Source organism: Acinetobacter sp. S40 (assembly GCF_016624705.1).
GTDB lineage: Bacteria > Pseudomonadota > Gammaproteobacteria > Pseudomonadales > Moraxellaceae > Acinetobacter.
This window is the reverse complement of the sequence record NZ_JACVTU010000017.1, coordinates 32,443-48,219: the sequence shown is the minus strand read 5'-3', so window position 1 is coordinate 48,219 and position 15,777 is coordinate 32,443. Positions and strand designations below refer to the sequence as shown.

Below are 15,777 nucleotides of genomic sequence, written 5' to 3'. Positions count from 1 at the left end.
AAATCTTAACCCTTAATAGCCAAGATCTTCATCGTGTTTCGCGTCGGGATGAGTGCATTATAGGTCAATTTTTTATACAAGCAAGTGCTTTTAACTTATTGTTTTATTGGATGTTCTATTTTTGCGCACCCTTTTCGCTCACATTACAATCAAAACCTTTGTAACCATTTAATTATAAAGCAGAAATATTATATTCACATTTCTGCTTTATTGTTTATTATTTCGCACTTTTTTGTGGCTTGATTTGCACACTTAGTATTTTTATGGGTTGTTTAGGTACATTTTGATAAGAACCTATAGTAGCCGTAGGGACTTTGACGATTTTATCGACCACATCCATGCCTTTTGTGACTTTACCGAATACCGCATATCCTGCATCTACTGGCGAAGCATTAAGAAAGTTGTTGTCGGCAACATTAATAAAAAATTGACTGGTTGCAGAGTTTGGATTGCTGGTACGTGCCATTGCTAAAGTACCGCGTGTATTTTTAAGACCATTATTTGCTTCATTTTTAATGGCTGGTCGAGTTGTCTTTTCTTTTAGGTTTGCATCCATACCACCACCCTGAATCATAAAGCCAGGAATAACACGGTGGAAAACTGTGCCTGTATAAAAGTTACTTTTTACGTAGTTTTCAAAATTTTTACTTGAAATGGGTGCCTGATCATTAAAAAGCTCGATTTCTATATTGCCCATAGAAGTTTTCATTTCAACCAAAGTATTGGCAAATAGATTTACGCTCATTAAACATCCTGTGGTCAACAAAGCTATTTTTTTCAACATGTTTTTCCTTATCAGACTTGCTGTCGTTTTGAGTATTAGCATAATAGATCTATTGCCTATTTTTAAAAGATTTAAAGGTATTGCTATTTGTATCATAAAAAAAGGTGTTCCACGTGAAACACCTTTTTTATTTATCTGGTAGGGTTTAAGCGTGTTTATCCCAGAATTTTCTAAATGCTTTGCTCATTTGTATTAGATTCGCTTTAGCTTTACGTGAAACGGGGGTGAGATTTATAAAACCGTGGGTTTGATCTAAGTATTCATCATATTGAACCTTAACGCCATTTTGACGCAGCTTATGACTATAGATTTCACCTTCATCATGAAGAACGTCATGCCCAGCAGTCACAATATAAGCTGGTGCTAATTTTTTCAGATTGCCATAAGTAGGAGAAATAATAGGATCTGTCAATTCTACATGGTGTTGGGTCGCATAATAATCTGTCACGTAATCAACATCACGACCGGTCAGTACTAGTCCATCTTTATATGCATAAAAAGAAGGATGACGACTTTTGAAGTCCACCGCTGGATAAATGAGAAACTGTGCCTGTGGTGCATAAGATTTCCCAATTGTGCGTTGGGCAACAACGGTACTGATATTGCCTCCTGCACTATCGCCCGCAACGGCTATACGATTTTTAAGAATTTTAAAATAGCGTCGGTTTTGATAGACCCATGCCAATGCATCTTCACAAGACTGAATTAAATGCTTAGGAGAAAACTCTGGAGCCAGCGGATATTCAATACTTAATACTTGTACATTGGCCGATTTTGCGATGAGACGACAAGCTTCATCATGAGTATCAACATTTCCCACGACAAAGCCCCCTCCATGATAAAACACAATCATCGGTAGTTTTTTGTTGGGATGAGGATGGTAATGTCTGGCAAAAATAGTACCGCTTTGTAAAGGTAACCGAATATCTTCTACAAAATCTACAGGGGTGGGTTTACGGCGGATAGACTGCATTTGCAGTTCGAACATTTGACGGGAACGATCGACATTCTCGTCGATGAAACCTGAATAGCCCTGTTTAGTCTGTACCGCCATCAAACATTTGGTAAAGCTGTCGAGTTGCGGATATTGATAAGGATAACCTAATAATTTAACCAGTGATTCCTGCACAAAAGCAGGGAGTTTGTCTAATGCACGTGCTGCTGGCCCCTGCCCTTTTTCCAGTAATGCCTGAAGCTTTTGCTGCGATACGTTCACTGAATCTCTCCCTTAGAATTCCTGTTTATTCATTTTTTCTACATATTTGAGCATGTCTTGACTATATGCGCATACAAGACACCTAATCAAGTTACATTTCCTTAATTTTTCCTACGCTAATCCCAACCAAAATAAAAGTCATTGACTCAAACGTTATATGGCACTGGATAGTTTTGCCATTGGTTGAAGCAAAATAAGGAGCAGTAAAATGAAAGTAATTTTTATCTCAGTTGTTACCGCATTTCTGGCAGTTGGTTGTATTGTTTTGCCTGAAGATCATGATCATCGACATGGTGTGGGATATGATCATGATAGAAGCCATGATTATAGGAACGATCGCGATGATAATCGTTGGGATAGAGATCGTCGGGATCGCGATGATGGTCGTTGGAGGTATGGTGACCGTGATTAAGTTTGCCAACAGTGTATAAACAAAAGCCTAAATCTCAATAGATTTAGGCTTTTGTTTGGAACGTACTCTGGCATCCTGCCATGTTGCTTGTACGACCAGTCTGGAACATCCTGTTCGCTATGGAAATACTATAATTGACTGCTTAGAGCTGACTCAAGAGCAATCAACAGCTGTGTTTGTGAGTCATATCTTCGATGATTGTCGGTTTTGAACGCTTCATCTCAGTAGCAGCTGAGGTGAAATTCAGTGTTATGGTGGCATCCGATAATCACTTTTATGCATTCATCTTCTATCAGACAAAAGATATTATTGAACTGGAGCTGACTCAGGTGCAATTTGAGGCGCTTCAGGAGATGCCTGTACAGGTTGAGTTTGTGTAGCAGCATCTGCTTGCACTGCAACACCGCCCTGAGTTTCTGTCGCTGCTTCTGGGCTTGCAGAAGCTTGAGTTGAACCAGAGGCGTGTAAACCTGCTTCAGAAGCGCAACCTACTGCTGTAAATGCAACACCAGCGAATACCAGAGACAATAGACCAAGTTTCTTCATGTTTCTTTCCTTTCATTATGACGAAAATTGCAAAGTCCAACTTTGCGCTGCCTATCATTCACAATTTTTTTAGGACAAGCTCACATCATTGGTTGGTGTTTATAGAGATAGACGTACATGTTCTGCAATTTTTTTTAACTTGACCTAATTTCTCAAAAATCATGTTCTATGAGCGCTATTCGTCCGCTAACTTGTTCTCAATCTTTTATTTTTTATTTTTTAATTCAGGTTATAAATCTTTAAATTAGAATTTTGAAGTTATATAAATCGTGTAAAACCACTATAAATAGTTACAGAGTGAATTTAACAAATTACATCTTAATCTTTATAAAAAGGCTCACTGTTTTGAATGAGCACATTTTGCAGAGATGAAATTTCACAGAGTTTTGAAATTATGCCTCAAATTAAGGCCATTTCATTTCACCTTTAACGACCTTTGCACCCAAATCCAGAGTATCTGTTTCTTTGAGATCAGGATATTGTTGCTGCATCACTTGAGAAAGCTGCTGTGCCGTTTTAGTGGTTTTGGCTGCCTTTTCATAATTTCGTAGATAATCCAGTGAAAAATTCACAGCAGCCAAACCTTGTGGCACATTTTCTACCATGTGCGCAGGTACAACCGTTTGCGGCTGTAGCGCCTTAATACTTTCAAGTGCACGAATTACTTCTGTTCGATCCTGAGTGCGTGGTGTGTCCGCCATCCATAAGTGAATACCAGAAGAAACAGGAATGCCACCGACTACAGCTTTAATTGAAGGAATCCATAAATACGTTAATTCTTTTTGTCCTTTAATTTCGATCTTTTGATTTTCAAAGTTAAGCGTTTTTGCTGTGAAAGCTTGTGGCACAATAATCTGTTCAGGTGCATTAGCCCCCATTTGCGGTGACCAATATTTGACTTTTAAGGCTTGTGTATCCTGAATATGCTTAATGGTTTCTGGCGTAGCGATGATTTTGACGTTGGGGAAATAGTGCTTAAATACATCAAGACCAAAATAAAAATCTGGATCACCATAACTGACAAATATCGTATTTAAAGTTTTACCGCTATCCAGAATTTCAGCCGCGACACGAAGTGCCTCTGACTTGGAAAACTGTGCATTGACCAACATCACCTCTTTATCCCCTTCAATCAGTGTTGAAGTCACACCAAAATGTTGGGGTTGAGCTAAAAAGTTTTGGATAGTTAACGGTTGCGCCATCGCTATTTGAGAAAAAAAAGTAGTTGTTAAAGCAAATAAGATGGGCGTTTTAAAACGACTCATGATCAAATCCAGATAAATAAATACAACTTTAATTTGCAATTTGTGTCAGATAAACACGACAATGCAAGATAAACTATTGCAGATATTGCAACAATTAAGATCTACTACCATGGATACCATAAAAGCAATACACGTATTTGTCACTATCGCAGAACAAGGCAGCCTGAGCCGTGCTGCGGAACAGCTCAACTATTCAAGAGCAATGGTGTCTCGTTATCTGGATCATTTAGAACAAACTTTTTCAGTTCGCTTATTTCAACGTAATACCCGTAAAATTTCTCTTACTTCTGCGGGTGAAAAAGCCTTACGTTATTGCGAAAATATTTTACAGCAACAAACCCTGCTGCATGAGTTGGCTGCACATGAACAACAAACTGGTACGATTCGTCTCACCTGCGGTTTATTTTTATATCAAATGGGTTTAAACGAATGTTTACGTGCTTTTAAACTGCAGCACCCCCAAGTTCAATTTGAAATTATTCTTACTGAAAATACAGTTGATTTAATTGAGAGTCAGATCGATTTAGCATTGCGCATTACTCAAAAAGTAGCCGATGGACTGATTGCTCGACCTATTTATGACATTAAATCTATTTTTTGTGCGCATCCCCATTATTTGGCCAAGCATCCTCCGCTGTTGCATCCAAGTCAACTTTTACAATATGACTGTATTACCCATCACCATGCCAGTCAGTACTGGACACTGTTTAATGCTGCACAGCAACCCCAAAATTACCCTTTAAATAGTACCTTTAAAAGTAATGACGTAAATGCTTTGTATGATATGTGTATCAATGCGCAAGGGATCGCCATGTTACCTACACGTTTGGTGCAAAATGATCTAATTCGCGGAAAATTAATACACGTATTGGCTGATTTTTCTGCACCCGATTTAACGCTGTCCTTGGTTTATGTGTCCCGGCAACATTTACCTAGAATGATTCAGCAATTTATTGCATTTTTAATTGAACACCTCGATTTTTACTTAAATAAAGAAAATTAAAGAGATTTAAATATAACTGAATGCTTGAATTTTTAAAGGATGCCCATACCTCATCCGTTATTCATCAAGAATCAAAATTCATGGCAGTTCAGCATAATGCTGTTGCAAACACCGGTGCCAAAAGGACTGTACATGTTTAAAAACCCATTTAAACGGAGATCATCAATGGCTAATGAGCAAAACGAGCAAGCTCAAGACTTATCTTCAGAGCAAGCTACACAAAATAATGAGCAAATCCAGACTGAAGATAGCGAGCAAGTTACAGATGCTGGCGTTGAAGATTTAAAAGCGCAAATCGGCAAACTTGAAGAAAGTTTAAAATTAGAAAAAGCACGTACAGCTAATGCAGTTTACGAAGCACAAAAAAGTGTTGAACGTATTCAGCGTGAGTCTGATAAGCATAAAGAAACTGTGCTTGAGAAGTTTGCAAAAGAATTATTGGACTCTGTGGATAATTTAGAACGCGCTATTCAAGCCGCCGGTCATGAAGAAACGCCTGTACTTGAAGGTGTAAGACTGACCTTGAAATCACTACTTACTACACTTGAAAAATTTGGCGTAGTTGAAGCAGATACGAAAAATGGTTTTAACGCCGATTTACATCAAGCAGTCGGTATTGATCCAAATGCCAAAGCAAATGAAATCGGCACTGTTTTACAAAAAGGCTATACCTTAAATGGACGTTTGTTACGCCCTGCTATGGTGATGGTTGGTCAATAATCCACAAGAGCAAGCGTTTATTTGCTCAAAAGTACATAATTTTGAGAGTTTTTTGATTTTTTTTCATAAAAATCCTTGAAAAAAAACGATTAACTCTCATATCGAATAACAAGCAAAACATTGCAAAAAAATTTGAGGAATACACCAAATGGCAAAGATTATTGGTATTGACTTGGGTACAACCAACTCATGTGTTGCAGTACTTGAAGGCGATAAAGTTAAAGTTATTGAAAATGCGGAAGGTACACGTACCACTCCATCCATCATCGCTTATAAAGACGGTGAGATTTTGGTCGGTCAAAGTGCAAAACGTCAAGCCGTGACTAACCCTAAAAACACATTATTCGCGATCAAACGTTTAATTGGTCGTCGTTATGAAGACCAAGCCGTACAAAAAGATATCGGTCTTGTACCTTACAAAATCATCAAAGCAGACAATGGCGATGCTTGGGTTGAAGTCAACGACAAAAAACTTGCTCCACAACAGGTTTCTGCTGAAATCTTGAAAAAGATGAAGAAAACAGCCGAAGATTACTTGGGTGAAACTGTCACTGAAGCAGTGATTACTGTTCCTGCTTACTTTAACGATGCACAACGTCAAGCGACTAAAGATGCAGGTAAAATTGCAGGTCTTGATGTTAAACGTATCATTAACGAACCAACTGCTGCGGCACTTGCGTTCGGTATGGACAAAAAAGAAGGCGATCGTAAAATCGCGGTTTACGACTTAGGTGGTGGTACATTCGACGTATCAATCATTGAAATCGCTGACCTTGATGGCGACCAACAAATCGAAGTGTTGTCAACAAATGGTGATACTTTCCTTGGTGGTGAAGACTTTGATAACGCATTAATTGAATTCTTGGTTGAAGAGTTCAAAAAAGAACAAAGTGTGAACTTGAAAAATGATCCACTTGCATTACAACGTTTGAAAGAAGCTGCTGAAAAAGCAAAAATCGAGCTTTCTTCATCGAATGCAACTGAAATCAACCTTCCATATATCACTGCTGATGCGACTGGTCCTAAACACTTAGTGATCAACGTAACACGTGCAAAACTTGAAGGTTTAGTGGCTGACTTGGTTGCTCGTACCATTGAGCCTTGCCGTATTGCGCTTAAAGATGCGGGTCTTTCAACTTCTGAGATCTCTGACGTGATCTTGGTCGGTGGTCAATCTCGTATGCCACTTGTACAACAAAAAGTACAAGAATTCTTTGGTAAAGAACCACGTAAAGATGTGAATCCTGACGAAGCTGTGGCTATTGGTGCAGCGATTCAAGGTGCGGTATTGTCTGGTGACAAAACTGACGTACTTTTATTAGACGTAACTCCATTAACACTTGGTATCGAAACAATGGGGGGTGTATTAACACCGATCATTGAGAAAAACACCACGATTCCTGCGAAGAAATCACAAGTGTTCTCTACAGCAGCAGATAATCAGCCTGCGGTCGACATTTCGGTTTACCAAGGTGAACGTAAAATGGCTCAACAAAACAAATTGTTGGGTAACTTCCAGTTAGGCGATATTCCACCTGCTCCACGTGGTGTACCGCAAATTGAAGTATCGTTCGACATCAACGCTGACGGTATCTTGAAAGTATCGGCTAAAGATAAGAGCACTGGCAAAGAGCAATCAATCCAGATCAAAGCAAACTCAGGTTTGTCTGATGCTGAAATCGATGCAATGATCAAAGATGCAGAAGCGAATGCTGAGGAAGACCGTAAGTTTGAAGAGTTAGCAAAAGCACGTAACGAAGCGGATGCTTTAGTCTCTAGCTCGAATAAAGCAGTAAAAGATCTGGGTGATAAAGTCACTGAAGATGAAAAAACTGCAATCAGCACCGCGGTTTCTGAACTTGAAGCAGCCACTAAAGAAAATAATGTGGATGACATCAAAGCAAAAACTGAGGCTTTACAAAACATCTTGATGCCTATCACTCAACGTGCTTATGAACAAGCACAAGGTGCTGGCGGTACGGAAGGTTTTGATCCAAATGCATTCCAAGGTGGTGATGCAGGTCAGCAACAAAAAGCAGATGATGGTGTTGTAGATGCTGAGTTCACAGAAGTAAAAGACGACAAAAAATAATTTGTCTGTTTGAATCATAAAAAACCGTGCTTATGCACGGTTTTTTTATGAGGCTTTTCAAAACAATTGATTAAACTCTAAAAAAACGGTTATAAAACCCTCATCATATTTTATTTTCAAAGAATCATTGAGAGATGCGCTGGTTCATTTTAATTCCAATTTTATGTGTGCTCTTTTTCTATCTGAACAAAGAAAAGACAATGAATCATCAGCCTTTTGATTCACAAGTTCACTATAGAATTGGTCAAGTTGATCCACGTTTCGGACTAAGCGAACAACAAATTATTGTCTTGAGTCAACAGGCCAGCTATATCTGGCAAAATGGCACTGGGAAATCTTTATTTATTTATGATCCGAATGCCCAGCTTCGTATAAACTTTATATACGATGAACGTCAGGCCGACACAAAGCTTCGTCTCCAACAATTTCAGGAAATCAAGCAACAACAACAATTACACTCTATTGAACAACAACACCTTCAACACCAGCAACAGCAATTAAATAATTCGCTACAATCATTAGATCAGCAACAAGCAGCGTTTCAAACGAATCTGCAACGATATAATTTGATGGTACAGCAAATCAATCAAAATGGTGGAGCGACACCTGAACAACGTATAGCATTGGATCAACAAAAACAAAGTCTGCAACAGCAACAGACTCAATTGCAGCAAGCAATTAATACCCATAATTTTAATGTGGAACATATCAATCATAATGTCGACTCAGTCAACCAGATTCATCAGGAAGTGAATCAGAATATTCAGAGTTATAACTATAAATTTCAAGGTCGTTTATTCCATAAAGGTGAATTTGATGGAAAACAAATCAATATTTATGAATTTGAATCGCAGCAGGATTTGGTTTTAACATTAGCCCATGAATTAGGGCATGCTTTAGGTCTACAGCATAACCAAGACCCAAAAGCATTGATGTATCCTATTTTAAAACAACAAGATATGCATAATTTTAGACTACAACCCGCTGATCTTGCTATGCTTCCACATTAATGTAATTTTTTAAAAATGCTTTTCGACTTTAATTTCGCATTTATTTTGTGTTTAATTCAGGGGATTAAAATTGATTTCGATATGAGCATCGAAATAGCATTCATATTCATGCTATTGTGCTAGATTAGTCTAATGAACATGTAATGGAGATCGACGTGAGTTACTATCATATCTTGATTGAAGTGAATGATCTAATCAGTACGATTGAGCAAACACGGGATATTGAAATCCTTGACATCATTGAGATTCAGCCTTATCTCCATTCAATTTTATTGCCTTATTTCAATGAACAGGAAATTGAACTTGAAGATGAAAATGTCGAGTTTAAAGATATTCTGCATTTAGAGGTCAAACAAACCTTATTACCCATTGAACATCTTATTGAAGAAGAACAAAAACTCCTGCCAAGTGACACCGATGTTACGATTACAGCTTATGAAATTTTTAATGATCGTGAATTGAGTCAGGATGTAACGACCGTGATTATGGATATTCTGGAAGCGGTTAAACTCGATCAATCCCCAATCGAATAAAGCTATCCATACCATACAAGGTCTAACCATATAGACCTTGTATTAAACCGTTAACATTTAAAAAATTACTGCATTATTTTTACAGCTTGTTCAGTGCGGATAGCCTTTAATATCTGCTGCCCTGCCCGTCCCGTTGGATTCAGCCCTAAACGGGTTTGTTCCTGACGAATGGCCTGACGAGATTTATCACCAATTAAACCATCCACCTCCCCAATATCATAACCACGACTGATCAAATAGCGCTGAATCTCACGGCGTTCCGCACGCGATGTACCTGGATCATCCGTTGGCCAAGAATTTACAAAAGGCCCCGCACCACGTAAACGATCTGATAAATGTGCAATCGCCAAACCATAGCTTTCAGCTGCATTGTAACTATAAATGGCATCAAAGTTTTTAAAGACTAAAAATGCTGGGCCATTCGCACCCGCGGGCGTCATTAAGCCTGCAGGAGTTGATAATGAAAGATTGCCCTGCACCAGTGCCGAACCATCAATACGTGTTAAGCCTTGTTGTTGCCAACTGCTCAAAGGCTTTTTATTACGTCTTCCTTCACTACTTATAGACACTCCTTCTGGAATTTTAACCTCAAAACCCCACGGCATTCCAGTTTGCCAACCTGCCTGTTTAAGAAAATTGGCAGTTGAAGCCAATGCATCGGGCACACTCGACACCAGATTACGGCGACCATCTCCATCAAAGTCAACTGCTAATCGTTCATAAGTTGATGGCATAAATTGAGTATGACCGAACGCCCCTGCCCATGAGCCCTTTAACTGATCTTCTCTTAAATCACCACGCTGTAAAATTCGTAGCGTTGCGAAAAACTCACCTCGAAAATAACTTTGACGACGCCCCTCACAGCTCAGTGTTCCTAAAGCCTGTAATAACGGATATTTTCCAGAAATATCTCCATAATTACTTTCCACACCCCACACAGCAACAATAGTCTCTGACGATACACCATAAACTTGTGAAGCACGATTTAATACATCCCGATACTGCGCCATTTTTTGCTGACCAGTCTGTACCCGCTCATTATCGACTAACCCTGAGAGATAATCCCAAATCGGCGTTGAAAACTCAGGCTGATAATTTAACTTGTCAATCACGGAATAATCAGGACTTAAATTTTGAGTATAACGATCATAGGTTGTTGCACTCACACCTGATGCAATTGCCTGCGAACGTAAATTGGCAATACAGCTTTGAAAATCATTCTGAGGGGAAAAACTACTTGATGCTTGTGTCGTGGTGGTTGCAGAAATTGTTGCACCATTCATAATTAATTCAGCTTGAGCCTGAGTTGCAAGAAAAAAACAGGAAGAAAAAAATAAAGGCAAACGTCGCATTGTTATCATGACCATTTTTGAATTCAAAGTTTGATTTTACCTTAGCATTTAGATAGCTCAATGACAGATAAAATTCGTAACTTTTGAATTCAAAACGCGCACACCTTTTTGAATTTAAACTTATCCACACTCTTATTTTAAATTTAAATCAAACCCTATTTATTTAAATTCAAACTATTTTAGATTTACTTTTAAAATTGAAACTTAAGCACATTTTATGCAAATTTTTTACAGCATAAATATCAAGTTAGCTAATTTTTTAGTTATCGAGGAAAGCAACTTTTTGAATTCAAATGGCATCTGCCATCTCTATGTGACTTTTAAATTTAAAAAAATGACCCTTAGCACTTGTGGATAACTTTATGGCAGCTTTTGAATTTAAAACAGAGAAATTTTAACAAGGTATTTTTAAATTCAAAATACATTCACATTTTTGAATTCAAAAAACTTATGAAAGATATCTAAAATTTGAATTCAAATTTTTAGTGTTTTATGTCGAGTTTATTTGTATTTTCATCTTAAGAATGATGTTAAAAATAGACAAATAAATGCTATTTGACGAGAAAAATTAGATAAAAGGTCAGATCCAAATAAAGTGTATTTAAAATAAATCGCATAAAAAAGCGATCAATATTCTGATCGCTCCTACATACAAACATTTAGGTCGTACGATTACAAAGTCATATCTGTTTTTAACGCCAAAGGCTCAGGTAAAATTTGTGCCAATTGACGGCATAAATCCACTAAATCTTCACTCTTAACAGGCATCAAGGTAATATGACCAAGTTTACGACCTTCACGTTCTGTCTTATTGTACAGGTGTAAATGTGCGCCATTTAAAGCCAAAACATCCTCAGATTTTGGATGTTGACCAATAATATTGACCATAACTGTTGGGCGCACAACCTCTGTTGAACCAAGTGGCAAGCCAGCAACAGCACGAATATGGTTTTCAAACTGAGAACAAACCGAACCCTCAATTGACCAATGCCCTGAATTGTGTACGCGCGGTGCCATTTCATTGGCAAATAAGCCTTGTTCTGTCACAAACAATTCGAGCGTTAATACACCTACATAATTTAGATGGTTTAATAACCGCGTAATGTAATCCTGTGCGATAGGTTGCAAATCGGTACTGTTCGGCGCAGGAATAATCGAATGCGATAAAATCCCGTGATGATGGTGATTTTCAGCTAAAGGCCAAGTTTTCACATCTCCATTTTGTCCCCGCACTGCAATAATAGAGACTTCACGAGAAAAATTTACAAAACTTTCAGCGATCAATGATTTTGCAGGCCCGAGTTCTGCCCATGCTTGTTCAATCTGCCCATGCTCACGCAAAACAAATTGCCCTTTGCCATCATAACCACCCGTTGCAGTTTTCAGTACAATTGGTAAACCTAGCTCAGTAGCAGCTTGTTTCAGTGAATCCAGACTATCTACTGCTTTAAAAGGCGCTACTGGAATATCAAGCTCATTAAATAAAGTCTTTTCAGAGAGTCTATTTTGAGCAATTGCAAGCGCCTGACGTGGCGGATAAATAGACTTGGTCTGATTCAGCGCATCGACATCTTCAAGCGGCGTATTTTCAAACTCAAGACTAAACACATCTGCACTTTGAATAAAAGCACTTAAACCATGTTCTGCCTGACTTGAAAAAACTGGTCCAAGCGCTGCTGCTGGACAATCTTGCTGGGCTTCAAAAAAAGTACATTGAATATTTAATGGTAAAGCAGCCTGAGCCATCATACGACCCAGTTGACCACCACCAAATATTCCGATGGTTTTATCCATGATTGCCTCTTTATACTTGACCTGGAATATTTTTACTTGCGACTTTATCCGTTTGTGCCGCACGGAAATCAACAACATTTTTCGCAATTTCAGGATCTTGTAAACCTAAAATCTGAGCTGCCATAATCGCCGCATTGGTTGCTCCCGCAGGGCCAATTGCTAAAGTTCCCACGGCTATTCCTGCTGGCATTTGTACAATTGAAAGTAAAGAATCAACGCCGTTTAAAATCGAAGATTTCACGGGCACACCTAGAACTGGCAAATCTGTTTTAGCCGCACACATTCCTGGTAAATGTGCGGCTCCACCCGCACCCGCTATAATCACTTGAATACCACGTTCACGCGCTGTTTCTGCATATTCAAATAAACGATCGGGTGTACGATGTGCCGAAACGACTTCAGCCTCAAAAGGGACACCCAATTGTTTAAGCATATTGGCAGTATGTTCTAGCGTTGCCCAATCCGATTGAGAACCCATAATAATTCCGACTAAGGGTTGAGCATCTTTCGCTGCGACCGCGTTCATTGGCATTTCCAAAGTATCAAAGATAAAAAATAGAGATCTCGGCTTACACCAAGAAAGGAATGAGAATGGGCGGCATTATAGCGGTTTTTTTCAACAGCTCCAAAACTCTGGAGCAATTTGATATGAATTGATCAAGTTTGATGCTTTTACTGGGTTTTAATTCAAATTAAGTTAAAAATATCGGGGGTATCAGTCCAAAGTTAAGAGAGATAAACTTGTAAGCATTTACTGACAAAATTCTCAGAAAATTGCGTCTATATCTGATTTTTATTTTGCCCTATGATCAATTCATCAGGAACAGGATGTTCCAGAACATAAAACAAAAACCATAAGTTCTTCCATCAGGATCATGAGGTACGACAGGAGTTATACCTAGCAGCAAGATACGAAAAAGCCCGACAGGATGTCGGGCTTTTTTTATTCGATCGTAGCCATTTTTATTGACTCCGAAAAACAAAATAGACGCAGCCTAGTAAACACAGCATTGCCCACAAATAATCCAGTTTGAACGGTTGTTTAAATAAAAACATCATAAAAGGCACAAAGACAATCAGAGTCACGACTTCCTGAGTAATTTTCATTTCACCCAGACTCCAGCTTTGCTGATCCAATAATCGGGTCGCAGGAATCATAAAACTATATTCTAGTAGAGCAATCAGCCAGCCAAATAGTATGGCTTGCCACAAGGGGGAATGATGTAAAAATTTCAAATGTCCATACCAAGCCATGGTCATAAAGCAATTTGAGATAATTAAACATCCAAGAGCAATAAATGTTGGATTCAAGTGAATATCCTTGATCACAATAGACCGCGATCAGCATGAGAACAGTGAAATTTATTATAAAAGGGAAATCTCAAAAAAATAATTCTTTCATCAAAATTTAATCCTTGTCATTTCACTCAAAAGCAACAGCAAAACACCTGAATAGCGTGATTTATGACTATCTTTTCCTAAGCAGCCTTGTTATCGTTGCTGTCAATTTGAATTGATATTGATGCTAGCGTATATAAATAAAATGCTGGCTCAGGGCAGTGGAGTAGACGAGTTATGCATCTGCATATTTTGGGTATTTGTGGCACTTTTATGGGCTCTTTGGCCCTTTTAGCACGAGATTTAGGACATAAAGTAACCGGTTCCGATGCCAACGTCTATCCTCCTATGTCAACCCAATTAGAAAATGCAGGCATTGAACTCATGCAGGGTTATGACCGCAGTCATTTACAACCGCATCCTGATCTGGTGATTGTGGGAAATGCCATGAAACGCGGGATTGACGCAGTTGAATATATGCTCAACCAAGGTCTGCCATATACCTCTGGTCCACAATTTTTGGCTGATCATGTTTTACAAGGTAAACATGTCTTGGGTGTGGCAGGTACACATGGTAAAACCACCACGACCACCATGCTTGCTTGGGTATTGGATCACGCGGGACTTAATCCTGGATTTTTGATCGGTGGTGTACCACTTGGTTTTAGTGGAAGTGCACGTTTGGGCGGCGGTCAGTACTTTTGTGTTGAAGCAGATGAATATGATTCGGCTTTTTTTGATAAGCGCTCAAAATTTGTTCATTACCATCCTAAAACGGCGATTTTAAATAATCTTGAATTTGATCATGCGGATATCTTTGATGATCTGGCAGCCATCCAAAAACAATTCCATCATTTGGTGCGCACTATTCCAAGTGAAGGATGCATTATTGCTCCAATTACTGAAACCAATATTGATGAAGTATTAGATATGGGTTGCTGGACGCCTGTAGTCCGTACCAGTTTAAACCAAAATCCTGATGTTGCATTCAGTGCAGAGCAACTCAGCGCAGATGGTAGTCATTTTAAAGTACTGCATCAGGGTGTTGTCAAAGGCGAAGTACAATGGACTATGACAGGCCAACATAGTGTGGCCAATGCTTTGGCAACTATTGCTGCGGCACAGCATGTAGGAGTGAGTATCGAACAAGCGTGCCATGCTTTATCTAATTTTGGTGGCGTTAAACGTCGTATGGAATTGCTTGGGACAGTCCGGGGAATTGAAGTTTATGATGACTTTGCGCATCATCCCACAGCGATTGAAACCACGTTAGATGGTGCTCGTAAACGTTTGGGCGAACGAAAACTTTGGGCAATTATCGAGCCACGTTCCAATACGATGCGTATGGGAAGCCATAAAGAAGGTCTGGCGTATTCGGCACGTTTAGCAGATGAAGTCATCTGGTATCAACCCGAAGGTCTGGATTGGGATTTACAACCTGTCATTGATTCTGCCACCAATCATGCCCACGTCAGTCGCTCACTGGATCAGATTATTGCACGTATCGTGAATGAAGCAGGTGAGGGTGATGCAGTGGTGGTTATGTCGAACGGAGGATTTGGTGGACTACATCAAAAACTTTTAAATGCGTTGAAACTCTCATAACACCCCATCAAAACTTGCTGACATTTTTAGATTTTTTCATGTTCATTAGGAGTCCTTTTTTTGGACTCCTTTTAGTTTTAAACTTTTTTCTTCAATAATGACTCAAT

Annotated in this window: 15 protein-coding genes; 7 read left to right on the top strand and 8 right to left on the bottom strand. The window is 38.9% G+C overall.

Annotated features, from left to right (window positions below; all coding sequences use genetic code 11):
* Positions 1-217: 217 nt before the first annotated feature.
* Both IAE19_RS14960 and IAE19_RS14955 read right to left on the bottom strand, forming a co-directional pair.
* Positions 218-784, bottom strand: a complete 567-nt coding sequence (locus IAE19_RS14960; RefSeq protein WP_200461711.1) for a peptidylprolyl isomerase — start codon at positions 782-784, stop codon at positions 218-220.
* A gap of 145 nt (positions 785-929) precedes the next feature.
* A complete protein-coding gene (locus IAE19_RS14955) occupies positions 930-2,000 on the bottom strand; it encodes an alpha/beta hydrolase fold domain-containing protein (protein WP_200461710.1) in 1,071 nt (356 codons plus the stop codon).
* Positions 2,001-2,208: 208 nt separating this feature from the next.
* Here IAE19_RS14955 and IAE19_RS14950 point away from each other — a divergent pair, with 208 nt between their 5' ends.
* The gene (locus IAE19_RS14950) at positions 2,209-2,412 is read left to right on the top strand and encodes a hypothetical protein (RefSeq protein ID WP_200461709.1); all 204 of its coding nucleotides are present in this window, start codon (positions 2,209-2,211) and stop codon (positions 2,410-2,412) included.
* Positions 2,413-2,718: 306 nt separating this feature from the next.
* Here IAE19_RS14950 and IAE19_RS14945 read toward each other — a convergent pair whose 3' ends face one another.
* Positions 2,719-2,958 (bottom strand): hypothetical protein, encoded by a 240-nt coding sequence (locus tag IAE19_RS14945; RefSeq protein ID WP_200461708.1) that lies wholly within the window; start codon positions 2,956-2,958, stop codon positions 2,719-2,721.
* Positions 2,959-3,362: 404 nt separating this feature from the next.
* The gene (locus tag IAE19_RS14940; RefSeq protein WP_200461707.1) at positions 3,363-4,223 is read right to left on the bottom strand and encodes an MBL fold metallo-hydrolase; all 861 of its coding nucleotides are present in this window, start codon (positions 4,221-4,223) and stop codon (positions 3,363-3,365) included.
* Between the two features lie 109 nt (positions 4,224-4,332).
* On the opposite strand from IAE19_RS14940, the gene IAE19_RS14935 reads away from it, so the two are divergent.
* From IAE19_RS14935 to IAE19_RS14915, 5 genes are all read left to right on the top strand, one after another.
* Positions 4,333-5,226 carry a LysR family transcriptional regulator gene (locus tag IAE19_RS14935; protein WP_200461706.1) on the top strand — a complete coding sequence of 298 codons (894 nt, stop codon included), beginning with the start codon at positions 4,333-4,335 and terminating at the stop codon, positions 5,224-5,226.
* A gap of 165 nt (positions 5,227-5,391) precedes the next feature.
* Positions 5,392-5,946 (top strand): nucleotide exchange factor GrpE, encoded by a 555-nt coding sequence (grpE, locus tag IAE19_RS14930; RefSeq protein ID WP_200461705.1) that lies wholly within the window; start codon positions 5,392-5,394, stop codon positions 5,944-5,946.
* A 148-nt stretch (positions 5,947-6,094) separates the two neighbouring features.
* Positions 6,095-8,038, top strand: a complete 1,944-nt coding sequence (gene dnaK, locus IAE19_RS14925) for a molecular chaperone DnaK (RefSeq protein ID WP_200461704.1) — start codon at positions 6,095-6,097, stop codon at positions 8,036-8,038.
* A gap of 200 nt (positions 8,039-8,238) precedes the next feature.
* Positions 8,239-9,048, top strand: a complete 810-nt coding sequence (locus IAE19_RS14920) for a matrixin family metalloprotease (RefSeq protein WP_227612283.1) — start codon at positions 8,239-8,241, stop codon at positions 9,046-9,048.
* 143 nt (positions 9,049-9,191) lie between these two features.
* Complete coding sequence (locus tag IAE19_RS14915; protein WP_200461702.1) at positions 9,192-9,581, top strand: hypothetical protein; 390 nt, start codon at positions 9,192-9,194, stop codon at positions 9,579-9,581.
* Between the two features lie 65 nt (positions 9,582-9,646).
* On the opposite strand, the gene IAE19_RS14910 is transcribed toward IAE19_RS14915, so the two are convergent.
* From IAE19_RS14910 to IAE19_RS14895, 4 genes are all read right to left on the bottom strand, one after another.
* Positions 9,647-10,933: a lytic murein transglycosylase gene (locus IAE19_RS14910; RefSeq protein WP_200461701.1), complete on the bottom strand. Its 1,287-nt coding sequence runs from the start codon at positions 10,931-10,933 to the stop codon at positions 9,647-9,649.
* A gap of 672 nt (positions 10,934-11,605) precedes the next feature.
* On the bottom strand, positions 11,606-12,727 hold the full coding sequence (locus IAE19_RS14905; RefSeq protein WP_200461700.1) for a 5-(carboxyamino)imidazole ribonucleotide synthase: 1,122 nt from the start codon (positions 12,725-12,727) through the stop codon (positions 11,606-11,608).
* A gap of 10 nt (positions 12,728-12,737) precedes the next feature.
* Positions 12,738-13,253 (bottom strand): 5-(carboxyamino)imidazole ribonucleotide mutase, encoded by a 516-nt coding sequence (gene purE / locus IAE19_RS14900; RefSeq protein WP_200461699.1) that lies wholly within the window; start codon positions 13,251-13,253, stop codon positions 12,738-12,740.
* A gap of 437 nt (positions 13,254-13,690) precedes the next feature.
* On the bottom strand, positions 13,691-14,053 hold the full coding sequence (locus tag IAE19_RS14895; protein ID WP_200461712.1) for a DMT family protein: 363 nt from the start codon (positions 14,051-14,053) through the stop codon (positions 13,691-13,693).
* Positions 14,054-14,302: 249 nt separating this feature from the next.
* Between IAE19_RS14895 and mpl the strand changes: the two genes are divergently transcribed.
* Positions 14,303-15,670 (top strand): UDP-N-acetylmuramate:L-alanyl-gamma-D-glutamyl-meso-diaminopimelate ligase, encoded by a 1,368-nt coding sequence (gene mpl / locus IAE19_RS14890; RefSeq protein WP_200461698.1) that lies wholly within the window; start codon positions 14,303-14,305, stop codon positions 15,668-15,670.
* The last annotated feature ends 107 nt before the right edge of the window (positions 15,671-15,777 follow it).